The organism is Streptomyces sp. NPDC003034 (assembly GCF_053591375.1).
On sequence record NZ_JBSFTS010000013.1, the window covers coordinates 74,162 to 98,104 of the forward strand.

The following is a 23,943-nucleotide window of genomic DNA, read 5'->3' on the forward strand; positions in this document are numbered from 1 at the left end:
CAAGCAGACCCATCACCCCGATCCAGGAGAGTCCGGACACGTGAATACGATTGCGCTCGGCCCAGAGTGGCTGACCCCGGACTATCTGATCTCGCACTTCGGATTGATCGGCATCCTGGTCATCGTCTTCGCGGAGTCCGGGCTCTTCGCCTTCCTGCCGGGTGACTCGCTGCTCTTCACGGCGGGCCTGCTCGTCGCGGACGGCCAGTACATCAAGCAGCCGCTGTGGCTGGTCTGCACCCTGATCGTGGCGGCCGCGATCATCGGTGACCAGGTCGGCTACATGATCGGCAAGTTCTTCGGGCCGAAGATCTTCAACCGGCCGAACTCCAAGCTCTTCAAGCGGGAGAACCTGGACAAGGCACACGAGTTCATGGACCGGCACGGGCCGAAGGCCATCGTGCTGGCCCGCTTCGTGCCGATCATCCGCACCTTCGCCCCGATGGTCGCGGGCGCGGGCTCGATGAAGTACCGCACCTTCCTCACCTACAACATCATCGGCGGCATCGGCTGGGGTGCGGGTGTCACGGTGGCGGGCTACTGGCTCGGCCAGATCGAGTTCATCAAGACCAATGTCGAGCCGATCCTCGTGGGCATCGTCCTCGTCTCGGTCATCCCGGTGGTCTTCGAGGTCATCAAGGCGCGCAAGGAGGGCAAGGCCGCCGCGGCGGCGGCCGAGGCCCTCGCGGAGGACGGCGACGGCGCCGGCCCGCAGACCACGGGCCAGCGCGGCCGCCACGCCAAGCGCTAGGGCCGCACCAGGAGTACCGCCCGTACCGCCCCGGAGCCTCGCGAGAGCCCCGGGGCGTACGTGTACCCGTACGCGGCCCCCGTGGGCCCCCTTCGTACGCTCTAGAAGCCGCGGGTGCGCTTCGCGGCCCGGCGCTTGGCTGCGCTCGCCGCTCCCGGGATCCGCATGAACAGCCGCGAGGTCTCCGAGCCCAGGTTGACCCCGATCGCGATGGCGAGGGCGATGGCGGCGGCGTTCGTCAGCGAGCCCAGCCCCTCGTTCAGCCGGTTCTCGGCGATCAGCAGCAGCCCGTAGTACGTCGCCGAGCCGGGCAGCAGCGGGCCGATGGCCGCCGTCACGTACGGAAGTGCGGAGGCGAAGCGGTAGCGGGAGAAGAGCTGCCCGAAGAGGCCCACCAGGCCGGCCGCGACCGCCGTGGAGGGCACCGGCGGGATGCCGCCCGCGTAGTGCAGGGCCCCGAAGGTGACCCAGGCGACCGCGCCGTTCAGGGTCACGATCCACACGGTGGAGCGTTCCTGCTGGAGCAGGATCGCGAAGGTGAACACCAGCACCATCGAGGCCGCGATCTGGATCAGCGGCCGCTGGGTGATCTGGAGGACCTCCTCCGGCCTCGGGGAGGCGTCGAACTGGAGCCCGATGTAGAGCACCACCAGCACGCCCATGATGATGCCGATGAAGAGGTACATGACCTCCAGCAGCCGGGCCGAGGCGGTGATGTAGTAGCCGGTCAGGCCGTCCTGCACGGCCGCGACCAGGGCGCGCCCCGGCAGCAGCGCGAACAGCCCGCCGGTGATCACGGCGGAGGCGCGGACGTCGATCCCCGTCATGTTCAGCGCCACCCCGATCGCGGCCGGCGGCATGGCGGCGACCACGAACTGGTAGAACTCCGGCAGTCCGCGTCCGGCGCACAGCCAGGCCAGCCGGTCGCCGAGCACGGCCCCGAGGGCCGCCGCGAAGAAGACGAGCACCCCGCCGCCGACGAGGGTGGAGGCGGCGCCGGCGAGCAGCCCGGCCGAGGCGGTGAGCATCCAGCCGGGGTACGGGTGCCGGTTGCGGCGGATCTCGGCGAGGCGCCGGTAGGCCTCCTCCAGCGAGACGTCCATCTCGTGCGCGCTGATGTCGTCCACGAGCCGGTACACCGCCGCCAGGCGGTTGTAGTCGGTGCCGCGGCGGCGCACGGTCCGGTTCGCCGAGACGGGGTCGTCCACCAGGGAGGGCTGGTGGGTGATCGACAGCATGGTGAAGGTGACGGTCGGTTCGCAGCGGTCCAGCCCGTAGGAGCGGGCCACGGCGAACATCGCGGCCTCCACGTCCTCGGCGCCCTCCCCGCCCGCGAGCAGCAGCTCGCCGATGCGCAGGGTCAGGTCGAGGACGCGGCCGACGGCGGGCCCGCTCTCGCTCGTCCGCTGGGCGGCCTCCGGGACGGGCCGGACGTCGACCGGCATGCGCAGCATCGTGCGCATGCGGTCCTGCCAGGGGGATTCCTTCATCCCGGCCACGGGGAAACCGTGGCCCGGGGTGTAGGCGGGCGGGGAGTGCTGGGCTCGGTAGGTGGCCGGGGCGGCGAAGGCGGACCCCTCGGGCCCGGCCGGCTGGGCCTCCATGCCGACGGGGACGGAGAACTCCGAGGTCGGCTGGTCCTCCTCCGGCGCCTCCGGTTCCATTCCGGGCGGCGGCGTGAAGGCGCTGTGCGCCTCGTCGGACGTGGGCTTCCTGTCCTCTGCCCCGTCGGCCTCCGCCACGCGTCCTCCAGTCCCGTCATCACCTGCGGTATCAGTATGCGGAACCGTTTCGTCCACGGCGAAACCGGCGCCGGGGGAACGCCGTAGCCCGGGCGGGGGGAACGCGACAGCGGGCGGCACCCCCGCGGAGGGGGTGCCGCCCGCCATGTCACAAGGGGTGCGGGAAAGCCCGCCTGCCCCGTCCGGCCGAGCGCGAGCTCAGTGGTGGCCGCCCTGCGCCTCAAGGCGCTTGTACGAGGCCTCGATCTCGGCCTCGGCCTCGGTGCGACCGACCCAGTTGGCGCCCTCGACGGACTTGCCCGGCTCCAGGTCCTTGTAGACCTCGAAGAAGTGCTGGATCTCCAGGCGGTCGAACTCGGACACGTGGTGGATGTCGCGCAGGTGCTCGACACGCGGGTCGGAGGCCGGCACGCACAGCAGCTTGTCGTCGCCGCCCGCCTCGTCCGTCATGCGGAACATGCCGATGGCGCGGCACTTGATCAGGCAGCCCGGGAAGGTCGGCTCGTCAAGGATGACCAGCGCGTCCAGCGGGTCGCCGTCCTCACCGAGGGTGTTCTCGACGAAGCCGTAGTCGGCCGGGTAGCTGGTCGAGGTGAAGAGGCGACGGTCCAGACGGATCCGGCCGGTCTCGTGGTCCACCTCGTACTTGTTCCGCGAACCCTTGGGGATCTCGATGGTGACGTCGAACTCCACGTCCTGCTCCTCCATGATCAGCTTCATTGCTTCGAGACTGCGTTGATTCACCTGCGTGCGCGTCCGGCCCAGCCCTGCCGGGCGGGATGCCATGCTCGCGGCAAGACGCAGTGGTTAAGTGTCCCTCACGCATATGTGTGATCGCGAAAGGGGCTGGTCCGAGGTGCCATTGGTCAAGACGTGGCAGCTCATCGCGGGGTCGGCCGTGGCCGGCCTCGCCCTGTCGGTGGCAGCGGTGGCCGCCGCCGGTCCTTGGGACTCCGGCCAGCGTAAGGCCGAGCGGGACAGGGCCGCCTCCTGGGGCCGTACGGGTGGCGCAGATCACGGCGCCGGACCCCTCCCGCAGGCCGCGCCCAGCGCCCCGGGGGTGCTCGGCGGGACCGGCCCCGGCCGAGCCGGCCGGCAGGCCGCCGCCCCGCAGAGCCTCGCCGCCGCCCTCGGGCCGCTGCTCGCCGACCCCGCCCTCGGCAGTGTCCGTACCGCCTCCGTGATCGACACGGCCAGCGGGCAGGTGCTGTACGAATCGGGGGCGCGGGCCGCGATGACCCCGGCCTCCACCATCAAGATCGCCACCGCGGCGGCCGCGCTGGCCGCCCTCGGGCCCGAGCACCGGATCCGGACCACCGTGACGCCCGGCGCCGCCCCCGGGCAGATCCTCCTCGTCGGCGGAGGGGACCCCTCGCTCACCGCGAAGAAGAAGAGCCCCGCCGGATCCGGCGGCAGCCTCGTCGCCCTGGCCGCCGACACCGCGCGGGCCCTCAAGGCCGCCGGCACGGACACCGTGACCCTCGGCTACGACGACACCCTCTACACCGGCCCCGTCCGCCACCCGATCGGCGCCAACCCCAACATCGCGCCCGTGACCGCCCTGATGGCCGATGAGGGCCGCCCCGACGACTCGGCCTCCGGCCCCGTCGAACGGGCCGAGGACCCGTCCGGGGAGACCGCCCGCGCCTTCGCCGCCCTGCTGGCGGAACGCGGCATCGAAGTCACCGGCGAACCGGCCCGGGCCAAGGCCGCGGCCGGAATCCAGCCGCTGGCCACCACCCACTCCACCCCGCTGGCCGGTCTCGTGGAGCGCATGCTGACCAACAGCGACAACGACATCGCCGAAGCCCTGGCCCGGCAGACCGCCCTCGCCTCCGGGCAGCCCGCCAGCTTCGAAGGCGCCGAGAAGGCCGTCACCGCCCGCCTCGCCGGCCTCGGCGTCGACGTCGCGGGCTCCCGATTCGCCGACGGCAGCGGCCTGGGCCGCGCCGACAAGGTCACCGCCGGGCTGCTGACCGGGCTCCTCGCGAAGGCCGCCGACCCCCAGCGGCCGGAGCTGCGGCCCGTCCTCACCGGACTGCCCGTCGCCGGATTCACCGGGACGCTGCGCACCCGCAATTCCGCCGGCTCCCCGGGCGCCGGCCTGGTCCGGGCCAAGACCGGCACCCTGACGGGCGTGAACTCCCTCGCCGGTACGGTCGTGGACTCCTCCGGGCGGCTGCTCGCCTTCGCCTTCCTGACCGCGAACGGCCCCGGCCAGGAAGGCGCCGAGAAGGCCCTCGACAAGGTGGCGGCGGCCGTCGCCGGGACCTCGTAGCGAAGCTCCGCCGGCCGGGCGCCGGGCCGCCGCCCGGCCGACTGGAGGCGGCTGACCCGGCCGTGGGGGGTCCGCCCTGAGGCCGGTCCACGTACGGTTGACGCATGACGAGCATCGGTGGTGCGGAGTTGGTCGACTGGAAGCTCGCGGTGGCGACCGCGACCCGGTTCGTGCGGCCCGGCCCGGAGGTCAGCCGGGACGAGGCCCGGGCCGTGGTCGCGGAGCTGCGCGAGCACGCCAGGACCTCGGAACGGCACGTACGCGAGTTCACCCGGATGATCCCCGAAGGCGCGCCCTTCCAGGACACCCCCGTGCTCGTGGTCGACCGGCCGGGGTGGGTCAGGGCCAATGTGGCCGGCTTCCGGGAGCTGCTGGCGCCGCTCCTCGGCAAGCTCCAGGAGCGGCGCGGCAACATCCCGGGCGGGGCCGTGTTCGGCGCGGTCGGCGGCAAGATCACCGGCGTCGAGCTGGGCATGCTGCTGAGCTTCCTGGCCTCCCGGGTCCTCGGCCAGTACGAGACCTTCGCGCCGGTCAGCCGCGACCTGCCGGGCTCCGCGACCGGCGGCGGCCGGCTTCTCCTCGTCGCCCCCAACATCGTGCACGTAGAACGCGAGCTGGAGGTGCACCCGCACGACTTCCGGCTGTGGGTCTGCCTCCACGAGGAGACGCACCGTACGCAGTTCACCGCCGTTCCGTGGCTCCGAGATCACCTCGAAGGCGAAATCCAGACGTTCCTCGGCGCCACCGAGGTGGACCCGATGACGGTCCTGGAGCGCCTGCGCGAGGCCGTCCAGTCCTTCGCCGGCGCCCGCCCCGAGGCCGAGCGGGGCGAGGAGGGCCGGTCCCTGGTCGAGCTGGTGCAGACCCCAGAGCAGCGGGAGGTGCTCGGCCGGCTCACCGCCGTCATGTCCCTGCTGGAGGGCCACGCGGACTTCGTGATGGACGGGGTCGGCCCCGAGGTGGTGCCCTCGGTCGCCGAGATCCGGGAGAAGTTCCAGCAGCGCCGGGCAACCGGCGCCGGCCGTCTCGACGTCGCCCTGCGCAAGCTGCTCGGCCTCGACGCCAAGCTGCGCCAGTACCGCGACGGCGAGCGCTTCGTGCGCGCCGTCGTCGGCCAGGTCGGCATGGACGGTTTCAACCGCGTCTGGACCTCCCCGAACACACTGCCGACGAAGGCGGAGATCGCCAGGCCGGCGGACTGGGTGGCCCGCGTGCACCGCAAGGGGAGCGAAGAGAGCGAACAGGGGTGACGCAGGGGGCGTGAAGATGTCTCACTGGGGGAAGCAGCGTCACCCGTCCGAGGGACCGTAGGCCGCGCATGGCCGTGCGATGCTCAGGGAACGGCTCGGTTCTGTCACCATCGACGCACTCTGAGTGACAGTCCTTGTCTCGTGGGGCTCCTCGCGGGCTCCTCTCGCGTGGCCCCGCACCCGGGGAACCCGCGGGACACCGGGCAGCACCACCGAACGCGCTCCAGCAGCCGGCCACCCCGGCACGACACCCCCAACGCCTTCGAGGCATCCGAACACCACCGAAGGGCACCGGACATGGGTCCCCATCCTGCGGTCGCGGCGATACGCCTGGCGGTCCGCCGCGTACTCCACGACGTCCTCACCGAACTCACCGACCACAGCCGGACTCCGTCCGGGGCAGCCCCCCGTGCCGGGGCCCGCACCCCCGCGGACACCGCACCACTCGTCCTCGTCGCCTGCTCCGGTGGCGCCGACTCCATGGCGCTCGCCTCCGCCCTCGCCTTCGAGGCCCCCAAACTGGGCATCCGGGCCGGCGGCATCACCGTCGACCACGGGCTCCAGGCCGGATCCGACCTGCGCGCCGCCGAGGTCGTCTCCCGCATGACCGCGCTCCGCCTCGACCCGGTGGAGTCCGTCGCCGTGCGCGTCGGCCGTGACGGCGGACCCGAGGCCGCCGCCCGCGACGCCCGCTACGCCGCCCTGGACGAGGCCGCCGACCGGCTGGGCGCCGCCGCCGTGCTGCTCGGCCACACCCGCGACGACCAAGCGGAAACCGTCCTGCTGGGCCTCGCCCGCGGCTCCGGCATCCGCTCGCTCTCCGGCATGCCCGAGGTCTCCCGGGGCCCCGGCGGGCCCGGGCGCACCCACCGCTACCGCCGCCCCTTCCTCCAGGTGGACCGGCAGACCGCCCGCAAGGCCTGCATGGTCCAGTCCCTGGCCGTCTGGGACGACCCGCACAACATGGACCCCGCCTACACCCGCTCCCGGCTGCGCCACGAGGGACTGCCCGCCCTGGAGAAGGCGCTGGGCAAGGGTGTCGTCGAGGCGCTGGCCCGCACCGCCCAGCTCTCCCGCGACGACGCCGACGCCCTGGACGCCTGGGCCGCCGAGGCGGAGGGCGGCGTACGGGACGCGGACGGCCGGCTGGAGTGCGCCAAGCTGTACGCCCTGCCCCCGGCCGTCCGCCGCCGGGTGCTGCGCAGGGCCGTGGTCGCGGCCGGTTCCCCCGCGGGCTCGCTCTTCGCCCGCCACATCGAGGAAGTCGACCGGCTCATCACCGGATGGCGCGGTCAGGGCGCCATCAACCTGCCCGGCCGGGTGGAGGCTCAGCGGCAGGGTGGCAGACTGGTCATCCGGCAGGGCTGATTGGTGCTGAAACACGGCTGAGTCCTCCGGGGGCACACCCCGGAGCCCCAGCCGTCGACGAAAGTGATGCGGGTGGACGAGAAGGACATGGGCGGCGACCTCCAGTCGGTGCTCATCACCAAGGAAGAGATCGACGCGAAGCTGGCCGAGCTGGCAGCGAAGATCGACGCGGAGTACGCGGGCAAGGACCTGCTCATCGTCGGTGTCCTCAAGGGCGCGGTGATGGTGATGGCGGACCTGGCGCGTGCCTTGTCCACCCCGCTCACCATGGACTGGATGGCGGTGTCCTCGTACGGCGCCGGGACCCAGTCCTCGGGTGTGGTCCGGATCCTCAAGGACCTGGACACCGACATCAAGGGCAAGCACGTCCTGATCGTCGAGGACATCATCGACTCGGGCCTGACGCTGTCCTGGCTGCTGTCGAACCTGGGATCGCGCGAGCCGGCCTCCCTGGAGGTCTGCACGCTGCTGCGCAAGCCCGACGCCGCCAAGGTCGCGATCGACGTGAAGTGGGTCGGCTTCGACATCCCCAACGAGTTCGTCGTGGGCTACGGCCTCGACTACGCGGAGAAGTACCGCAACCTGCCGTTCGTCGGCACGCTCGCCCCGCACGTCTACGGCGGCTGACCCCGCCGCGCCTTTTTCCGGCCCCCGGGGAACCGACAGGGAACCTGGGGGACGCTCCCGCCGTTGGAGCAGGGGAAGGCGGGTATGTCAGCCGTCCCACGGGGCCGCGGGTGACAATACAGGGGTACATTCCGAAGAACAGTCTTTACTCACAGCAGCATTTACCTACGGGCAGGAGGGACGGGGTGCCTAGCGCCCCGTATGGATGGACGTGAAGCGATACTTCCGTGGGCCGGTCATGTGGATCGTGCTGGCCGTCCTCGCCGTGGTCGTGTTGATGAATGTCGTCGGCTCCGGCGGCGGCTACAAGTCGGTGGACACCAGCGAGGTCATCAAGGCGATCAACAGTGGTCAGGTGGAGACAGCCAAGCTGACCACCGGCGACAGCCAGATGATCAAGATCGAGCTGAAGGGCGACCAGAAGCTCGGCAAGCATGACGGCACCAAGTTCCAGGCCAACTACATCGGGGATCAGGGCGTCCAGCTCGCCCAGAACCTCCAGACCAAGTACGAAGCCGGTCAGATCCAGGACGGGTACTCCGTCACGCCGGACAAGACCAGCCCGTTCCTGAGCGTGCTGCTCTCGCTCCTGCCCTTCGTCCTCATCGTCGTAGTCTTCCTGTTCCTGATGAATCAGATGCAGGGCGGCGGCTCCCGGGTCATGCAGTTCGGGAAGTCCAAGGCCAAGCTGATCACCAAGGACACCCCGAAGACCACGTTCGCGGATGTCGCGGGTTCGGACGAGGCCGTCGAGGAACTCCACGAGATCAAGGAATTCCTCCAGGAGCCGGCGAAGTTCCAGGCCGTCGGCGCCAAGATCCCCAAGGGTGTGCTGCTCTACGGCCCGCCCGGCACCGGTAAGACCCTGCTGGCGCGCGCCGTCGCGGGCGAGGCCGGTGTGCCCTTCTACTCGATCTCCGGTTCCGACTTCGTCGAGATGTTCGTCGGCGTCGGTGCCTCGCGTGTCCGCGACCTGTTCGAGCAGGCCAAGGCCAACGCTCCGGCGATCGTCTTCGTGGACGAGATCGACGCCGTCGGCCGGCACCGCGGTGCGGGTCTCGGCGGCGGCCACGACGAGCGCGAGCAGACCCTCAACCAGCTGCTCGTGGAGATGGACGGCTTCGACGTGAAGGGCGGGGTCATCCTGATCGCCGCCACGAACCGTCCCGACATCCTGGACCCGGCGCTCCTGCGCCCCGGCCGCTTCGACCGGCAGATCGCGGTCGACCGTCCGGACATGCAGGGCCGGCTGGAGATCCTCAAGGTCCACCAGAAGGGCAAGCCGGTAGCCCCGGACGTCGACCTCGGCGCCGTCGCCCGTCGCACGCCCGGCTTCACCGGTGCCGATCTCTCCAACGTCCTGAACGAGGCCGCGCTGCTCACGGCCCGCTCGGACAAGAAGCTGATCGACAACCACTCGCTGGACGAGGCCATCGACCGCGTCGTGGCGGGCCCGCAGAAGCGGACCCGGATCATGTCGGACCGGGAAAAGAAGATCACCGCGTACCACGAGGGCGGACACGCCCTGGTCGCGGCGGCCTCCCCCAATTCCGACCCGGTCCACAAGATCACGATCCTGTCCCGTGGCCGGGCCCTGGGTTACACCATGGTCCTGCCCGACGAGGACAAGTACTCGACCACGCGCAACGAGATGCTCGACCAGCTGGCATACATGCTGGGCGGGCGCGCGGCCGAGGAGCTGGTCTTCCACGACCCGACGACGGGCGCGGCCAACGACATCGAGAAGGCCACCGCCACGGCGCGGGCCATGGTCACGCAGTACGGCATGACCGAGCGTCTCGGTGCGATCAAGTTCGGCGGCGACAACACCGAGCCGTTCCTGGGCCGCGAGATGGCCCACCCGCGCGACTACTCGGAAGAGGTCGCGGCGCTGGTCGACGAAGAGGTCAAGAAGCTCATCGAGACCGCGCACAACGAGGCCTGGGAGATCCTCGTCGAGAACCGCGACGTTCTCGACAACCTGGTCCTCGCGCTGCTGGAGAAGGAGACGCTGAACAAGGAGCAGATCGCCGAGATCTTCTCCACGATCGTGAAGCGTCCGGCCCGCCCCGCGTGGACCGGCTCCTCCCGCCGCACCCCCTCCACCCGCCCGCCGGTGCTCTCTCCCAAGGAGCTCCAGCTGACGAACGCGGCGAACGGAACGTCGGCGGCCGCCGCCGTCACGCCGGTCGTCACGGAGAAGGGCATCGAGGTGGTCCCCGAGGACCGCACCGAGTAATCGGAGCCCCGGCCCACCCGGAATGCGTGCCGCGCCCCCCAGGTTCTAGCCTGGGGGGCGCGGCGCTTTCATGCGCGTGAACGAAAAGAAAAAGGAACGAGGCAGTGATGACCGACCCGGTGACCCTGAGCGGTGGCGAGGGCACGATCGGCGAGTTCGACGAGAAGCGCGCCGAGGCGGCGGTCCGCGAGCTCCTGATCGCGGTCGGTGAGGACCCGGAGCGCGAAGGGCTCCAGGAGACCCCGGCGCGCGTGGCGCGGGCGTACCGGGAGCTGTTCGCCGGGTTGTGGCAGAAGCCCGAAGAGGTGCTGACCACGACCTTCGACCTGGGTCACGACGAGATGGTCCTCGTGAAGGACATCGAGGTCATGAGCAACTGCGAGCACCACCTGGTGCCCTTCCACGGCGTGGCGCACGTCGGCTACATCCCGTCCAGCGACGGCAAGATAACCGGCTTGTCGAAGCTGGCCCGCCTCGTGGACGTGTTCGCCCGCCGCCCCCAGGTCCAGGAGCGGCTGACCACCCAGATAGCGGACTCCCTGATGGAGATCCTGGAGCCCCGCGGGGTCATCGTAGTCATCGAGTGCGAGCACATGTGCATGACGATGCGGGGGGTCCGCAAGCCCGGCGCGAAGACCATCACCTCCGCGGTCCGCGGCCAGCTGCGCGACTCGGCGACCCGCAACGAGGCCATGAGCCTGATCATCGCCCGCTGAGGCTCAAGGCCCCCGCACCTGCGGCGCCCCGGCCGGGCCGTCAGGCGCGGGCCGGGGCCTCCGGGGATTCGTCGTCGTCCTCGGGGAGCTTGAGGACGTGTTCCAGGAAGAGGGCGGCGGCGATGACCGCCACGCCCGCCAGGACCGCGAAGCCGGCGTACCAGGCCTGGTCGCGGCGGACGGGGCTGTCGAGGGACTCGGCCAGCAGGAAGACCCCCACACCGCCGTACATGCCCGCCACCAGGGCCGTCACCAGGGCACTGGCCTGGCCGAAGACCAGCGCGCGGGCCGCCATCAGCGGCTCCACGCCCTTGGCTCCCGGCCGGCGCTCGCGCTGGGCCTTGAGCCGGGACCGCAGGGACAGCGCCGTCGCGAAGAGCACCACGGCGATCACGGCCAGGACGATCGGCGCGGCCAGCGGCACGCCGGGCAGCGTGCCGTACGCGTGCCACAGGCGGGCGCCCGCCCAGGACAGGATCCCCGCGACCGCGAAGATGCCCGCCAGGACCGCCGGCCTCAGTTGCTTCACGTGCCTGTTCCCCGCTTTCCGCGCCGATCCGTCGATCCGCCGATCCGTAGACCGGGCGATACGCCGATCCGTCAGCAGTCCACAGGTTAACGACTACTCGGGCAGGCGGAGTTCCAGGTCCGGGCGCGGCGTGACACCGGTCAGGCCGATTCCGGCCAGGAGCGCCGCCACCGGGCCGTGCCCGGGGATCTGCGCCGCGGTGTCCACGTCGTTCCAGGGGGCCAGGACGAAGGCCCGCTGGTGGGCCCGGGGGTGCGGGAGGGTGAGCGCGGGGTCCTCGGAGACCACGTCGGCGTACGCGACGATGTCCACGTCGATCGTGCGCGGCCCCCACCGCTCCTCGCGGACGCGGTCGAAGGCTTCCTCGATGGCCTGTCCGCGCTCCAGGAGCGAGGACGGCGGCAGGGTGGTCTTCACCGAGACGACCGCGTTGAAGTACGCGGGCTGGGAGCCGGGCTCGACGCCCCACGGCTCGGTCTCGTAGACGCGGGAGACGGCCTTGACCCGCAGGCCCGGGGTGTCGCCGAGGGCGTCGATGGCGCCCTGCAGGGTCTCCAGCCGGTTCCCGAGGTTCGCGCCGAGCGCGATGACGGCCCATTTCGGGTTGGACAGGGTGACGTCCGCCGCGTCGACCTTCTCCACCACGGAGGCGGGGACCGGCTGTACGGTCGGGTCGCTCTGTGCGTTCAGTCCGTTGTTCATGCGCGGCTCCGGGTGATCGTGATGGTCACGTCGTCAAAGGGGACGGTGATGGGCGCGTCCGGCTTGTGGACGACCACCTCCACCTGCGCCACCGCTTCGTGCTTGAGGCACTGCTGGGCGATCCGCTCGGCGAGCGTCTCGATCAGGTCGACGGGCTCTCCCTGGACCACATCCACGACCTCCTCGGCGACGACCCCGTAGTGCACGGTCTTCGCCAGGTCGTCGTCGGCCGCCGCGGGGCGGGAGTCGATGTGCAGCACCAGGTCCACGATGAAGGTCTGGCCTTCCTCGCGCTCCCGGGGGAAGACGCCGTGGTGCCCGCGAGCCTTGAGGCCGCGCAGCGCGACACGATCCACGCGAATCACTCCTGCTTTCGTAGGTACATCCGGTCCCGGGACTCCCCGGGGCCATGGGCCTACGCCGAGTGCGGTCGGCGTCGTCCGACTTCGAATTTACCCGCGAAACACCCCGGTCCCCGCCGGAGGGGTCACGCGGCGTCGTCCTCGTCGTCCTCGTCGTCCTCCGTGAGGACGGGAGAACCGTGGTGGGACCAGAGGCGCCAGCCCGCGGATGTGCGTCGGAACACATTCGTGGCGACGACGAGCTGGCCGACCAGGGGACCGAGCTCCCCGCCGTCCTCGGCGGGCCCGCCGCTGAGGATGTTCTCCGTACAGGTCACCAGCGCGGTGTCACCCATGACGGCCACCTTGGTGTCCGTCAGGAAGAACTGGATGTAGTCCGTGTGGGACATGATCAGCGCGTACGAGCGCAGCACCTCGCCGCGGCCCGAGAGCACCGGCCAGCCGGGGTGCACGCAGGAGATCTCGTCCTCCAGCCAGATCGCCGACAGTGAGTCGAAGTCCCCCTCCTCCATGGCCTCGTAGAAGGCCGTGTTGATCTCTTCGACCGCTTCGATGTCGGTTCTGCTCACTGGACTCCTTCTCGGTCGGTGCGGATCACAGTGCCCCTTCCACGGCGCGGGCCACCCGAACCGCGTCCGCGGTCGCCCGTACCTCGTGGACCCGTACGGCCCAGGCGCCCTGGTGGGCGGCGATGGCGGAGACGGCGGCCGTGGCGGCGTCGCGTTCCCGGGCCGGCGGCGGGGCGGTGTCGTCGGCGCCCGCCAGGATCCGGCCGAGGAAACGCTTCCTCGACGCGGCGACCAGCAGCGGGAAGCCCAGCGCGCGCAGCTCGGGAAGATGGGCGACCAGGGCGAGGTCGTGCTCGGCCTGCTTCGCGAAGCCGAGGCCGGGGTCCACGATGAGGCGTTCGGGGGTGATCCCGCCGGCCACGACGGCGTCGATGCGCTCCCGCAGCTCGGAGGTGACCTCCGCGAGGACGTCCTCGTAGTGGGCGAGGCTGTTCATGCCGGCGCTGAAGCCGCGCCAGTGCATGACCACGAACGGCACCTCGGCGGCCGCGACGGCCGCGACCATGTCCGGATCGGCGAGTCCGCCGCTGACGTCGTTGACCAGCAGCGCGCCGGCGGCCACGGCCCGGGCGGCGACGGAGGCGCGCATCGTGTCGACGGAGACGGCGATCCCCTCGGAGGCCAGGCCGCGCACCACGGGGACGACCCTGCGCAGCTCCTCCTCCTCGTCCACGCGGGAGGCGCCGGGGCGGGTGGACTCGCCGCCGACGTCGACGAGGTCGGCGCCCTGGGCGACGAGGTCGAGGCCCCGCTTGACGGCCGCGGTGGTGTCGAACCAGCGTCCGCCGTCGGAGAAGGAGTCGGGGGTGACGTTGACCACGCCCATGACGGCGCAGCGGTCCCACTCCGGCAGACCTGCGACCCGGCCCCTGCTGGTGGCTCCGCGCTTCGTGTTCATGGCTCCAAGGGTAGGGCTGACCTGGATACGGAAGGGCCCCGGCGCCTTTCGGCTGCCGGGGCCGGTCCCCTTCGTACGGGTGGTTACGCGGCCTGGACCTCGCGCTCCTGCTGCTTGGGCACGGTCGTCATGTGGTGGTGGGCGCAGGCGCGGACCGGCTTGGGGCGGCGGCGTCCGGCGAAGAGCCGGGGCAGGGCCAGCGTCACGAAGCCCTCGGCCTGCATCGCGGCGAAACCGATGCGGGGAAGGTCGCGGGTGGTGCGGAAGACGACGAAGCGGGGCTCCCAGCGGGGCCGGAACTTCGCGTTGAACTTGTACAGCGACTCGATCTGGAACCAGCGGGACAGAAAGATCAGCAGGCCGCGCCACATGCGCAGGACCGGGCCCGCACCGATCTTCTCGCCGCGGGCGAGGGCCGAGCGGAACATCGCGAAGTTCAGGGAGACCCGCTCGATCTTCAGGCTCGGGGCGGCCTCCAGAGAGGCGACGATCAGCAGCTCGTTCATGCCGGGGTCGGCGGCGCGGTCGCGGCGCATCAGCTCCAGCGACATGCCGTCCGTACCCCAGGGGACGAAGTGGAGGACGGCCTTCAGGTCGCCGAAGGGGCTGGTGTCGCCCTCCTCCACCCGGTGGGCGGTCGCGATGAAGCAGTCGCCGTCGCCCGGGTCGCCGACCCGGCCGAGCGCCATGGAGAAGCCGCGCTCGGTGTCGGTGCCGCGCCAGGCCGCCGCGGCCCCGCGCACCTGCTCCAGCTCCGTCTCGGTGAGTTCGCTGACGCGGCGGACCTTGGTGGTGTAGCCGTTGCGCTCGATGCGCTTCACCATCTGGCGGACGTTGCGCATGGCACGGCCCGAGAGGGAGAAGTCTTTGACGTCGACGATGGCCTCGTCGCCGAGTTCCAGGGCGTCCAGGCCGGTCTCCCGGGTCCAGACCTCGCCGCCGGTTTCGCTGCAGCCCATGACGGCCGGGGTCCAGGAGTGCGCCTTGGCCTCTTCCATGAACCGCTCGATGGCGCCGGGCCAGGCCTCGACGTCACCGATGGGGTCGCCGGAGGCGAGCATCACGCCGGAGACGACGCGGTAGGTGACGGCGGCCTTGCCGCTGGGGGAGAAGACGACGGCCTTGTCGCGGCGGAGCGCGAAGTGGCCCAGGGAGTCGCGGCCGCCGTGCTTGGCGAGCAGCTCGCGCAGCTTGGTCTCGTCCTCGGAGGTGAGCCGGGCGGCCGGGTGTTCGGGGCGGAAGGCCAGGTAGATGGTGGTGAGGGCGGTCAGCATGCCGAGGGCGCCCAGGGAGTAGCCGACGGTCCAGGACACGCGGCCGGCGTAGTCGACGGGGCCCTCGAAGCCGAAGAGGCCGTAGACGACGTGGGTGATCTGCTCGTACAGGCCCGGGTTGCCGACGACCTTGCCCGGATGGACGTTGACGATGACCAGACCGAGCCCGATGGAGCCGGCGCTCATCAGGACGAAGTTGGCGAGCGCCTTCCAGCGGCTGCGCGGGTCCGGCAGTGCCTTGAACTCGTTCTGGTGGCGCAGCAGCAGCGCGAGGAGCACCGCCCCGAGGATGACCCCGAGGATGGAGTGCCGGTACGCGAACTGCGCCGCCGCGCCGGCCGGCAGCAGTACGACGGCGGCCCGCCAGGCGCGCCGCTTGCGGCGCTTGAGGCCGTGGGCGAGCAGCAGCAGCAGTACGCCCACGCTGATCGCGAGGGCTGCCGCGAACGGGCCCAGGGAGAACGGCAGCACCTCGGTGACCGCGTGGATCCGGCTGTGCCGGAAGCGGGGGAACACCCCCGCCGCGATGTCCAGAAGGCCGACGATCATGACGGCCGTGCCTACCAGGCCGGGCACCGACTCCGGCTGTGGGCCTCGGAGGATTCGGCGGACCCTGCTCGGAACCTGTCCCGACTTATCGCCATCTATCCTGCTAGACATCGCTTCCCGTTGCTCCGCGAGAGATCATGTGGGCCGAAGGCTGCGACAGCCTCCGGTGTGTGGTGCGTCCATTAGGACGACATCGAGGAGGAGCGGGTTCACTCTTCCGTCGGAAAAAACAGTCCTGCCATCAGAAAGTCGACTGACTGCTCATGGGTCTCACCAGTTATACGGTTCTGGCGCTCGCCATTCTCGCCGGTGTGCTGCTCTTCGCGGCCACGGTCTGGTTCTGGCCCAAGCTTTCGGGCCGCACGTGGCGCGCGGTCGCCGGGCGGATCGGCCTCCTGCTGGCGACCCAGCTGGCGCTGTTCTCCGCTGTGGGTCTCGCGGCCAACAAGTCCTTTCTCTTCTACGGTTCCTGGGCCGACCTGTTCGGCCAGGAGACGTCGATCGGCAAGGTCGTCGACCACTCCATGAGCAGCAAGGACATCAAAGTCGTCGACAAGCAGGCGCTGGACGTGCCCGGCGGGAGCAAGCCCCAGGTGGGCGGACAGATCCTGAAGGTCTCCATCGAGGGCCGCAAGTCGAAGATCACCAGCCCGGGTTACGTGTGGCTGCCGCCGGAGTACTTCCAGCCCGCGTACAAGGAGCAGAACTTCCCCGCCTCCGTCGTCCTCACGGGTTACCCGGGTACCGCCGAGAACCTGATCAAAGGACTCGACTACCCCATGAAGGCCTTCAGCATGTCCAAGGCCGGCAAGATGAAGCCGATGATCCTGGTCATGCTGCGCCCGACCGTCGCCCCGCCGCGTGACACGGAGTGCGTGGACATACCCGATGGACCGCAGACCGAGACCTTCTTCGCGGTGGACCTCCCGCAGGCCATCACCGACACCTTCCGGGTCGGCAAGAAGGCGGAGAACATGGGCTTCATCGGCAACTCCACCGGCGGCTACTGCGCCCTGAAGATCGCCGCGCACTACCCGCAGACCTTCGGCGCCGCCGCGGCACTGTCCGCGTACTACGAGGCCCCGGAGGACCCGACGACCGGCGACCTCTTCCACGGCGACGACAAGCTGAGGAAGCGGGCGGACGTGCTCCACAGCATCGAGAACAAGAAGCCCACCGGCACCTCCTTCCTCGTCACCAGCAGCGAGAAGGGCGAGCCGAACCTCGGCGACACCAAGAAGTTCATCAAGAAGGTCAAGGGCCCCGACCGGGTCTCCTCGATCATCCTCGACAGCGGCGGCCACAACTTCAACACGTGGCGTCGCGAGATCCCGCCGATGCTCACCTGGGTGAGCGACCGCATCAAGGCCTGACGGCCGGTGCACCGCCGTCCGCGTGCGCGGCGGCATGGACGCGAAGAGAAGGAAGGGCCCGACTCCGGTCGGGCCCTTGCGCGTTGCGCCTCCTGGAGCCGGGCTCCTGCGCGTTGCGGTTCTGGGAGCCGGGTCCTCGCCTGTTAAGCCTCCTGGAGCCCGGCCCGGCGCAGCGCCCGGTGCACGCCCTCCGGGGTCAGTACGCCGACCAGCGCGCCGGAGTCCGGGTCCGTGACCCCGATCCGCCCGGAGTCCTGCTGGAGCAGGGCGGAGAGGGCTTCGCGCAGCGTCGCCCCCAGGGGTACCGCGGCGGCCGGAGCCCGCCCGTCCGCCGCGGCGAGGTCGGCAGCCCCGACCGGGGTGACGGCGAGCCGCTTGAGCCCCCGGTCGGCGCCGACGAAGGAGGCCACGTACGCGGTGGCCGGCGCGCCGAGCACCGCGGCCGGGCGGGCGAACTGCTCGATGGTGCCCGCCCCGTAGACCGCGATGCGGTCGCCGAGCCGGATGGCCTCCTCCAGGTCGTGCGTCACCAGGAGAATCGTTTTGCGCACCGTCTTCTGCAGCGTCAGGAACTCGTTCTGCAGCCGCTCGCGCACTACCGGGTCCACGGCGCCGAAGGGCTCGTCCATCAGCAGCACCGGCGGATCGGCGGCGAGGGCGCGGGCCACGCCGACGCGCTGGCGCTGCCCGCCGGACAGCTGCTCCGGGTACCGGCCCCCGTAGACGGCCGGGTCCAGGCCCACCAGTTCGAGCAGCTCGGCCGCCCGGGCGCGGGCCTTGGCCTTCGGGGTGCCGATCAGCTGCGGGACGGTCGCGGTGTTCTCCAGCACCGTCCTGTGCGGGAACAGTCCCACCTGCTGGATGACGTAGCCGATGCGGCGGCGCAGCTCGACCGGGTCGGCGGCGGCGATGTCCTCGCCGCCGAGCAGGATCCGGCCCGAGGTCGGCTCGATCAGCCGGTTGACCATCTTCATGGTGGTGGTCTTGCCGCAGCCGGACGGCCCGACGAGCGTGACCAGTTCGCCCTCCGCCACCTCGAAGGACAGGTCCTCGACGGCGGTCGTCCCGTCGGGATAGCTCTTGGTCACGTGCTCGAATCGGATCACGGGCCCATCCTTCCGTACGGGCCCCCGGGTTTCGCGAAGGGTGCGCCGGCCGCCCGCGAAGCCTTCCGGGCATTGTCGGTGCCGGGGGATAGGGTCGCTCTCGGCCGTGTCGTCGCAAGACCGTGCGGTCGGAGGAACGCGTGTTCGATGAGGGGGTGGGGGGCATGGCCGGGCAGAACTGCCTGGTGGCGAACGACTGGATTTGCTGGGAGTACGTCACTTCCCGCTCCCGGGAGCTCACCGACGCCACCCTCGAACACGTCTGGATCACCGGCGTATCGGTCCTGATCGGTCTCCTCGTGGCGGTTCCGCTGGCCCTGCTGGCCCGCCGGGGCCGCCGCTGGGCGGCGCCCGTGCTGGGCCTCACCACCTTGCTCTACACGATCCCCTCGCTCGCCATGTTCTCCCTGCTGCTGCCGGTGTTCGGCCTCTCGGCGTCGCTCGTGGTGACCGGCCTGGTGCTGTATTCGCTGACCATCCTGGTCCGCAATGTGCTGGCCGGGCTGGAAGCCGTCCCCGAGGAGGTCCGGGAGGCCGCGCGGGGCATGGGGTACGGCCCGCGGCGGCTGCTGTGGCAGGTCGAACTGCCGCTGGCGCTGCCCGCGGTGCTCGCCGGCGTGCGGATCGCCACCGTCTCGACGGTCGCGCTGACCACGGTCGGGTCCATCGTCGGCAAGGGCGGGCTCGGCAATCTCATCGCGCCCGCCGTCAGCAGCTCCTTCAAGGCGCAGGTGCTCACCGCCTCCGTGCTGTGCGTGCTGCTCGCCCTCGTGGCCGATGTGCTGCTGCTGGGCGCCGAGCGGCTCCTCATGCCGTGGACCCGGGCCGCCACCCGCTCCGGGAAGGGGGCCTGAGGCCGTGGGAGTGCTGGCAGGGGCATGGGAGTGGCTGGCCGACGGCGCCAACTGGTCGGGCGAGAGCGGCGTCTGGCACCGGCTGGCCGAGCACGCGTACGTGAGCGGCACCGCCCTCGGAATCGCCTGCGCGGTGGCGCTGCCGCTCGGCCTGTGGCTCGGCCACCTCGGCAGGGGCGGCGCGCTCGCGGTGAATGTGTCCAACGCCGGCCGGGCCGTCCCCGTCTTCGCGGTGCTGGCGCTGTTCATGGTCTCGCCGCTGCGCAACGCGGGCCATCTGCCCACCATCGCCGCGCTGGTGCTGTTCGCCGTACCTCCGCTGCTGACCAACGCGTATGTGGGCATGCGCGAGGTCGACCGTTCGGTCGTGGAGGCGGCGCGCGGCATGGGGATGTCCGGCGTCCAGCTCTTCTGGCGGGTCGAACTGCCGCTCGCGCGCGCCCTCGTGATGACGGGGCTGCGCTCCGGCGCCGTCCAGGTCATCGCCACGGCCACGATCGCGGCGATGGTCGGCCAGGGCGGCCTGGGCCGGATCATCACCGCCGGCTTCAACACGTACAACACCGCGCAGGTCGTCGCGGGAGCCCTGCTCGTGGCGGCGCTGGCCCTGCTGGTGGAGGGCGCCCTGGTGGTGGCGGACCGGCTGCTGCCGCGGACCGCGTCCCGCGCGACGCCCTCCCGCGGCCTGCCGCCCCTCTGAGGGTGTGCTGTGAGCGCCGCGCCGCTGAGCGGCGTCCCCGCGGATTCCTGTCCAACGGTCCTGTCCATCGCCTTGAACGGAGTACCCCCATGAGCAAGACCACGCGCGCCCTCGGCGCGTCCCTGGGCGCCCTGGCCCTGACGGTGTCACTGGCCGCGTGCGCCGGCGAGAGCCTGGAGAAGAGCAAGGAGGGCGGCTCGTCGTCCGCTCCCTCCGCCTCCGGCGCGGGGGCCAAGGGAAGTCTGGTGATCGGCGCGGCCGGTTTCACCGAGTCCAACGTACTGGCCGAGCTGTACGCGCAGCTGCTCAAGGACGCCGGCTACGGCACGTCGGTCAAGACCGTCAGCAACCGCGAGCTGTACGAACCGTCGCTGGAGAAGGGCGAGATCGACGTCGTCCCCGAGTACGCGGCCACCCTCGCGGAGTTCCTCAACGCGAAGGTGAACGGCCCGCAGGCGGCGGAGGCGAAGCCGGTCGCGTCGAGCGATGTCGCCGCGACGGTGGCGGCGCTGGAGAAGCTCGCGGCGCCGCTCGGACTGAAGGCCCTGCCGGCGGGGGAGGCGGTCGACCAGAACGCTTTCGCGGTGAGCAGGGAATTCGCCGAGAAGAACAACCTCAGGACGCTTTCCGATCTTGGCAAGTCCGGACTGAAGGTGAAGATCGCGGCAGGTGACGAATGCGCCGTCCGCCCGTACTGCGCACCGGGATTGAAGAAGACATACGGAATCGACGTTTCCGGTATTGACCCGAAGGGCGTCGGCACCCCGCAGTCCAAGCAGGCGGTCAAGGACGGCGCGGACCAGCTCGTCCTGACCACGACCACGGACGCCACCCTCGACGGTTTCGGCCTGATCCTGCTGGAGGACGACAAGAAGCTCCAGAACGCGGACAACGTGCTGCCGGTCGTCAACGCGCGGGAGGCGGGCGCCTCGGAGGTCGCCGCGGCCCTGGAGAAGCTCACCAAGGTGCTCACGACGGCCGATCTGGTGGGCCTGAACCGCAAGGTGGACGCGGAGCGCGCCAAGCCGGCTGACGTCGCGAAGGCTTACCTGGAGTCCAAGGGACTGCTGAAGAAGTAGCGGCTACGCGATTGATGGAGAAATGACGGGTAACTGTCCGGGAAGAGATTGCCGGGCAGTTACCCCACTCGCCGTCCACGCCCTGTAAATTTCAAGCCATGCCCCGTGGACGCCACCGCAATCCCGAACCTCTGCACCGGCTGCTCACGCCGACGACCGTCGCCGGTGTCTCCCTGACCAGTGCCGTCGCGGCCTGGCTGCTCGCGGGGCCCGACGACGGTACTGCCCTGCGCCTGCTCGTCTCCCTCGCGGCGGCGTCCGGTGTCACCGGGGCCGTCGTGATGCGCGCCTGGGACCGCTCGGCGGGCCGCCGGGTGGCGGAGCTCGCGCGCGAGCGGATCAGAGACGAGTGGAAGACGGACGAGCGGATAGCCGAGCTCGAATCCGAGCTGGAGGAGGCGCGCGCCCTGCGCGCCAAGCTCGACACCAAGCTGCGCGCCAAGCGGGTCGAACTGGCCGGGCTGCGCGGCGAACACGCGGCGCTGCTGAGGCGGTACGCGACGGCCGAGACCGAGCGCGCCAGCGCGCTGGAAGGCCGGCGGCTGCTGGCCATCGAGGCCTCCGCGACCCCGGCCCCCGCGCCGAAGGAACTGCCGGCGGTCTCCCCGGAGCGCACCTCAGCGGGCGCGCCGACCCCGGTCGGCTACGCCCGCGCGCACGCGGCGCTGCGGGAGCTGGCCCGCAAGGCGGCGCTGCCCGCGACCCCTGCGGCGCTCACCGCGGCCGACGGCCGCGGGCGCCCCGCGATCGGCGGCGCTCCCGCGGCAGCGGTCCCGGCGCGCCGGCCCCCGGCCGCGGTGGCCCCGTACGCGTCCCAGCGGCGTACGGCCTCGCGTGTCGAGGGCGGCTTCGACTTCTTCGGTACGCAGAACGCGGCGCGGGCCCGTGCGGCCATCGAGGCGGTCCAGAACGAGGACCTGGCCGACGTGGTGGGCGAGGAGGCCCTCGCGGCCCACAAGGCGGAGGAGTCGGGCCGGCCCCCCGCCGAACCGGCGCGCGGCGCGGAGGCCACGGAGCCTGCGGCGCCCGAGAGCCCGGAGGGCGAGGAAGCCCCGCAGAGCCCCGAAGCCCGTGAACCGGGTGGCCAGGTCATCGACCTGACGGCCCACGACGAGACGGAACCGGCCGAGGTGGTCCGGCTCCGCACCGCGATCTCGTAGGTCCTGTCCGGGCGATCTTCGTGGATCAGGCCGCGTTGTCTCGCCCGGACAGGCCTAGCTCGGCCTGCGCCAGAACCCCGTCCTCCGGGGTTACGCCCGACAGCCCTCAGGCCACTGCAGGGGGCGCGTCGGGGAAGCCCCGGTCGGCGGAGATGAGCCGGGCCAGGTGGCGGCCCGCCACGAGGGTGCATTTTGCGGGCTTCCGCGCCGACAGCAGCTCGCGGCTGATCGACCTGCTGGGCGGCGGGGGCCCGGCGCAGCGCTCGTAGGGGTCGTAGGGGTCGGCCGCCGGGGAGGTGGCCCCGGCCCCCTAGGCGTCCTTTTCCTGTGCCTTCTTTTCCTTCATCTCCTTGATGCGCACCGCTTCCTTGCGGACCTCGGCCTGCGTGGCGCGCTCCTTCTGGAGCCACTCGGGAGACTCGGCCTTCAGGGCCTCGATCTGCTCGGTGGTGAGGGGCTCGGTGATTCCGCCACGGGCGAGACCCGCGATGGAGATGCCGAGCTTCGACGCGACCACGGGCCGGGGGTGGGGGCCGTTGCGCCGCAGCTCCTGCAGCCACTCCGGGGGATCGGCCTGGAGGGCGTTCAGCTCGGCGCGCGAGATGACACCCTCCTGGAACTCGGCGGGGGTGGCCTCTAGGTACACACCCAGCTTCTTGGCAGCCGTGGCGGGCTTCATCGTCTGGGTGGTCTGGTGCGACGTCATGGTGCCAAGGGTATCGAGCGTGTGCGAGCGTGCCGACCACGACCGGTAACCTGGCCACGTGACAGGCTCGGAAGTATCCCCTTCGTTCCGGCTCGCGTACGTCCCGGGCGTGACGCCCACGAAGTGGGTGCGGATCTGGAACGAGCGGCTGCCGGGCGTCCCGCTGACCCTCGTGGCGGTGCCCGCCGCGGAAGCGGCCGGGCTGCTGCGCGGCGGTGGCGCCGACGCCGGTTTCCTGCGGCTGCCGGTGGACCGTACGGACCTCAGCGCGATCCCCCTGTACACCGAGACGACCGTGGTCGTGGTCCCCAAGGACCACGTCGTGGCGGCCGTCGAAGAGGTGTCCACCGCGGATCTGGCCGACGAGATCGTGCTGCACCCCCTCGACGACACCCTCACCTGGGAGCACCTGCCGGGGCGGCCCGCGATCGAGCGCCCCGCCACGACGGAGGACGCCGTGGAGCTGGTGGCGGCCGGGATCGGGGTCCTCGTCGTGCCGCAGTCGCTGGCCCGCCTGTACCACCGCAGGGACCTCACCTACCGGCCGCTGTCGGACGCCCCCGAGTCGCGCGTCGCCCTGTCGTGGCCCGAGGAGGAGACCACCGACCTGGTGGAGGAGTTCATCGGGATCGTCCGCGGCCGCACCGTCAACAGCACCCGCGGCCGCCCGCCGACGCCCCCGCAGCCCAAGGGCGGGCGCGCCGGTACGGGTGGTGGCGCGCGGCAGAAGCCGGCGGCCGGAAAGGCGGCGGGCAAGGCGGGCGGCCAGGCGGCCGGGAAGGGCGCCCGCGGCGGTTCGGGCGGCGCGAAGGGGGCTGCCAAAGGCGGCGCCAAGGGCGGCCCCAAGGGCGGCGCCAAGCGGGGGAAGCCGCGCGGCCGGTAGGACCGAACAGGCCTAGAACAGCGGGAGCTGTCCGGGGTGCTCGGGCAGGACGTAGCCGTCCAGCGTCGGCGTCGACGCGCCGAGCACCACCCGGGCCCGGGAGCCCGGGCAGGACACCAGATCACCGCGGCCCCGTCCGGCGGGAGGGTCGTGGCGGGCGATCCGGCCGGCGGTGACGGCGCAGTCGCGGCCGCAGGCGGGGCAGGCCCGGCGGGGGGAGTGGGACAT

At 71.4% G+C, this 23,943-nt stretch carries 24 protein-coding genes; 13 read left to right on the top strand and 11 right to left on the bottom strand.

The window, feature by feature from the left end; genetic code table 11:
* Positions 1 to 40: 40 nt before the first annotated feature.
* Positions 41 to 751 carry a VTT domain-containing protein gene (locus ACWDX7_RS15760; RefSeq protein ID WP_451491397.1) on the top strand — a complete coding sequence of 237 codons (711 nt, stop codon included), beginning with the start codon at positions 41 to 43 and terminating at the stop codon, positions 749 to 751.
* Between the two features lie 101 nt (positions 752 to 852).
* Here ACWDX7_RS15760 and ACWDX7_RS15765 read toward each other — a convergent pair whose 3' ends face one another.
* Together ACWDX7_RS15765 and ACWDX7_RS15770 are read right to left on the bottom strand one after the other, a co-directional pair.
* The gene (locus ACWDX7_RS15765; protein WP_451491396.1) at positions 853 to 2,493 is read right to left on the bottom strand and encodes a threonine/serine exporter family protein; all 1,641 of its coding nucleotides are present in this window, start codon (positions 2,491 to 2,493) and stop codon (positions 853 to 855) included.
* A gap of 198 nt (positions 2,494 to 2,691) precedes the next feature.
* Complete coding sequence (locus ACWDX7_RS15770; RefSeq protein WP_008742522.1) at positions 2,692 to 3,186, bottom strand: inorganic diphosphatase; 495 nt, start codon at positions 3,184 to 3,186, stop codon at positions 2,692 to 2,694.
* A gap of 133 nt (positions 3,187 to 3,319) precedes the next feature.
* Between ACWDX7_RS15770 and dacB the strand changes: the two genes are divergently transcribed.
* The 6 genes from dacB to folE all read left to right on the top strand — a co-directional run bounded on the left by dacB (position 3,320) and on the right by folE (position 10,971).
* Entirely contained in the window at positions 3,320 to 4,771 is a 1,452-nt protein-coding gene (gene dacB, locus ACWDX7_RS15775) for a D-alanyl-D-alanine carboxypeptidase/D-alanyl-D-alanine endopeptidase (protein WP_451491395.1), read from the top strand.
* Positions 4,772 to 4,875: 104 nt separating this feature from the next.
* A complete protein-coding gene (locus tag ACWDX7_RS15780; RefSeq protein ID WP_451491394.1) occupies positions 4,876 to 6,021 on the top strand; it encodes a zinc-dependent metalloprotease in 1,146 nt (381 codons plus the stop codon).
* Between the two features lie 297 nt (positions 6,022 to 6,318).
* Positions 6,319 to 7,389 carry a tRNA lysidine(34) synthetase TilS gene (gene tilS / locus ACWDX7_RS15785; protein ID WP_451491393.1) on the top strand — a complete coding sequence of 357 codons (1,071 nt, stop codon included), beginning with the start codon at positions 6,319 to 6,321 and terminating at the stop codon, positions 7,387 to 7,389.
* Between the two features lie 66 nt (positions 7,390 to 7,455).
* Positions 7,456 to 8,016, top strand: a complete 561-nt coding sequence (gene hpt / locus ACWDX7_RS15790; RefSeq protein WP_355410052.1) for a hypoxanthine phosphoribosyltransferase — start codon at positions 7,456 to 7,458, stop codon at positions 8,014 to 8,016.
* A gap of 205 nt (positions 8,017 to 8,221) precedes the next feature.
* Entirely contained in the window at positions 8,222 to 10,255 is a 2,034-nt protein-coding gene (ftsH, locus tag ACWDX7_RS15795; RefSeq protein WP_451491392.1) for an ATP-dependent zinc metalloprotease FtsH, read from the top strand.
* Positions 10,256 to 10,362: 107 nt separating this feature from the next.
* Positions 10,363 to 10,971 (top strand): GTP cyclohydrolase I FolE, encoded by a 609-nt coding sequence (folE, locus tag ACWDX7_RS15800; protein ID WP_451491391.1) that lies wholly within the window; start codon positions 10,363 to 10,365, stop codon positions 10,969 to 10,971.
* Between the two features lie 40 nt (positions 10,972 to 11,011).
* On the opposite strand, the gene ACWDX7_RS15805 is transcribed toward folE, so the two are convergent.
* The 6 genes from ACWDX7_RS15805 to ACWDX7_RS15830 all read right to left on the bottom strand — a co-directional run bounded on the left by ACWDX7_RS15805 (position 11,012) and on the right by ACWDX7_RS15830 (position 15,965).
* Positions 11,012 to 11,500, bottom strand: a complete 489-nt coding sequence (locus ACWDX7_RS15805) for a DUF3180 domain-containing protein (protein ID WP_451491390.1) — start codon at positions 11,498 to 11,500, stop codon at positions 11,012 to 11,014.
* Positions 11,501 to 11,593: 93 nt separating this feature from the next.
* Positions 11,594 to 12,202 carry a 2-amino-4-hydroxy-6-hydroxymethyldihydropteridine diphosphokinase gene (gene folK / locus ACWDX7_RS15810; RefSeq protein ID WP_451491389.1) on the bottom strand — a complete coding sequence of 203 codons (609 nt, stop codon included), beginning with the start codon at positions 12,200 to 12,202 and terminating at the stop codon, positions 11,594 to 11,596.
* The gene (folB, locus tag ACWDX7_RS15815; protein ID WP_371677964.1) at positions 12,199 to 12,558 is read right to left on the bottom strand and encodes a dihydroneopterin aldolase; all 360 of its coding nucleotides are present in this window, start codon (positions 12,556 to 12,558) and stop codon (positions 12,199 to 12,201) included. Before folB ends, folK begins: the two co-directional genes overlap by 4 nt.
* Before the next feature lie 131 nt (positions 12,559 to 12,689).
* Positions 12,690 to 13,133 (bottom strand): nuclear transport factor 2 family protein, encoded by a 444-nt coding sequence (locus ACWDX7_RS15820; RefSeq protein WP_451491388.1) that lies wholly within the window; start codon positions 13,131 to 13,133, stop codon positions 12,690 to 12,692.
* A 25-nt stretch (positions 13,134 to 13,158) separates the two neighbouring features.
* Positions 13,159 to 14,031 (bottom strand): dihydropteroate synthase, encoded by an 873-nt coding sequence (gene folP / locus ACWDX7_RS15825; protein ID WP_451491387.1) that lies wholly within the window; start codon positions 14,029 to 14,031, stop codon positions 13,159 to 13,161.
* Between the two features lie 83 nt (positions 14,032 to 14,114).
* Entirely contained in the window at positions 14,115 to 15,965 is a 1,851-nt protein-coding gene (locus tag ACWDX7_RS15830) for a phosphatidylglycerol lysyltransferase domain-containing protein (RefSeq protein ID WP_451491386.1), read from the bottom strand.
* Between the two features lie 152 nt (positions 15,966 to 16,117).
* On the opposite strand from ACWDX7_RS15830, the gene ACWDX7_RS15835 reads away from it, so the two are divergent.
* On the top strand, positions 16,118 to 17,227 hold the full coding sequence (locus tag ACWDX7_RS15835) for an alpha/beta hydrolase-fold protein (protein ID WP_451491385.1): 1,110 nt from the start codon (positions 16,118 to 16,120) through the stop codon (positions 17,225 to 17,227).
* A 143-nt stretch (positions 17,228 to 17,370) separates the two neighbouring features.
* Here ACWDX7_RS15835 and ACWDX7_RS15840 read toward each other — a convergent pair whose 3' ends face one another.
* Positions 17,371 to 18,333 carry an ABC transporter ATP-binding protein gene (locus ACWDX7_RS15840; protein WP_451491384.1) on the bottom strand — a complete coding sequence of 321 codons (963 nt, stop codon included), beginning with the start codon at positions 18,331 to 18,333 and terminating at the stop codon, positions 17,371 to 17,373.
* A 164-nt stretch (positions 18,334 to 18,497) separates the two neighbouring features.
* Here ACWDX7_RS15840 and ACWDX7_RS15845 point away from each other — a divergent pair, with 164 nt between their 5' ends.
* From ACWDX7_RS15845 to ACWDX7_RS15860, 4 genes are all read left to right on the top strand, one after another.
* The gene (locus ACWDX7_RS15845) at positions 18,498 to 19,187 is read left to right on the top strand and encodes an ABC transporter permease (protein ID WP_451491455.1); all 690 of its coding nucleotides are present in this window, start codon (positions 18,498 to 18,500) and stop codon (positions 19,185 to 19,187) included.
* 4 nt (positions 19,188 to 19,191) lie between these two features.
* On the top strand, positions 19,192 to 19,887 hold the full coding sequence (locus ACWDX7_RS15850) for an ABC transporter permease (protein WP_451491383.1): 696 nt from the start codon (positions 19,192 to 19,194) through the stop codon (positions 19,885 to 19,887).
* Positions 19,888 to 19,976: 89 nt separating this feature from the next.
* A complete protein-coding gene (locus ACWDX7_RS15855) occupies positions 19,977 to 20,966 on the top strand; it encodes an ABC transporter substrate-binding protein (RefSeq protein WP_451491382.1) in 990 nt (329 codons plus the stop codon).
* A 98-nt stretch (positions 20,967 to 21,064) separates the two neighbouring features.
* Positions 21,065 to 22,126, top strand: coding sequence for a hypothetical protein (locus ACWDX7_RS15860; protein WP_451491381.1), 1,062 nt, complete (start codon positions 21,065 to 21,067; stop codon positions 22,124 to 22,126).
* A gap of 310 nt (positions 22,127 to 22,436) precedes the next feature.
* Here the strand turns inward: ACWDX7_RS15860 and ACWDX7_RS15865 are convergent, their stop codons facing one another.
* The gene (locus ACWDX7_RS15865; RefSeq protein WP_451491380.1) at positions 22,437 to 22,832 is read right to left on the bottom strand and encodes a DUF5997 family protein; all 396 of its coding nucleotides are present in this window, start codon (positions 22,830 to 22,832) and stop codon (positions 22,437 to 22,439) included.
* Between the two features lie 58 nt (positions 22,833 to 22,890).
* Between ACWDX7_RS15865 and ACWDX7_RS15870 the strand changes: the two genes are divergently transcribed.
* Entirely contained in the window at positions 22,891 to 23,715 is an 825-nt protein-coding gene (locus ACWDX7_RS15870) for a LysR substrate-binding domain-containing protein (RefSeq protein WP_451491379.1), read from the top strand.
* A gap of 12 nt (positions 23,716 to 23,727) precedes the next feature.
* Here the strand turns inward: ACWDX7_RS15870 and ACWDX7_RS15875 are convergent, their stop codons facing one another.
* Positions 23,728 to 23,943 (bottom strand): hypothetical protein, encoded by a 216-nt coding sequence (locus tag ACWDX7_RS15875; RefSeq protein WP_451491378.1) that lies wholly within the window; start codon positions 23,941 to 23,943, stop codon positions 23,728 to 23,730.

What these genes read in the sequence shown, in the direction of transcription:
- dacB (WP_451491395.1), top strand. Translation starts at nt 3,320, where the DNA reads ATGTGTGATCGCGAAAGGGGCTGGTCCGAGGTGCCATTGGTCAAGACG.
- ACWDX7_RS15780 (WP_451491394.1), top strand. Translation starts at nt 4,876, where the DNA reads ATGACGAGCATCGGTGGTGCGGAGTTGGTCGACTGGAAGCTCGCGGTG.
- tilS (WP_451491393.1), top strand. Translation starts at nt 6,319, where the DNA reads ATGGGTCCCCATCCTGCGGTCGCGGCGATACGCCTGGCGGTCCGCCGC.
- hpt (WP_355410052.1), top strand. Translation starts at nt 7,456, where the DNA reads ATGCGGGTGGACGAGAAGGACATGGGCGGCGACCTCCAGTCGGTGCTC.
- ftsH (WP_451491392.1), top strand. Translation starts at nt 8,222, where the DNA reads ATGGACGTGAAGCGATACTTCCGTGGGCCGGTCATGTGGATCGTGCTG.
- folE (WP_451491391.1), top strand. Translation starts at nt 10,363, where the DNA reads ATGACCGACCCGGTGACCCTGAGCGGTGGCGAGGGCACGATCGGCGAG.
- folK (WP_451491389.1), bottom strand. Translation starts at nt 12,202, where the DNA reads ATGAACAACGGACTGAACGCACAGAGCGACCCGACCGTACAGCCGGTC.
- folP (WP_451491387.1), bottom strand. Translation starts at nt 14,031, where the DNA reads ATGAACACGAAGCGCGGAGCCACCAGCAGGGGCCGGGTCGCAGGTCTG.
- ACWDX7_RS15830 (WP_451491386.1), bottom strand. Translation starts at nt 15,965, where the DNA reads ATGTCTAGCAGGATAGATGGCGATAAGTCGGGACAGGTTCCGAGCAGG.
- ACWDX7_RS15835 (WP_451491385.1), top strand. Translation starts at nt 16,118, where the DNA reads ATGGGTCTCACCAGTTATACGGTTCTGGCGCTCGCCATTCTCGCCGGT.
- ACWDX7_RS15845 (WP_451491455.1), top strand. Translation starts at nt 18,498, where the DNA reads ATGGCCGGGCAGAACTGCCTGGTGGCGAACGACTGGATTTGCTGGGAG.
- ACWDX7_RS15855 (WP_451491382.1), top strand. Translation starts at nt 19,977, where the DNA reads ATGAGCAAGACCACGCGCGCCCTCGGCGCGTCCCTGGGCGCCCTGGCC.
- ACWDX7_RS15860 (WP_451491381.1), top strand. Translation starts at nt 21,065, where the DNA reads ATGCCCCGTGGACGCCACCGCAATCCCGAACCTCTGCACCGGCTGCTC.
- ACWDX7_RS15865 (WP_451491380.1), bottom strand. Translation starts at nt 22,832, where the DNA reads ATGACGTCGCACCAGACCACCCAGACGATGAAGCCCGCCACGGCTGCC.
- ACWDX7_RS15875 (WP_451491378.1), bottom strand. Translation starts at nt 23,943, where the DNA reads ATGTCCCACTCCCCCCGCCGGGCCTGCCCCGCCTGCGGCCGCGACTGC.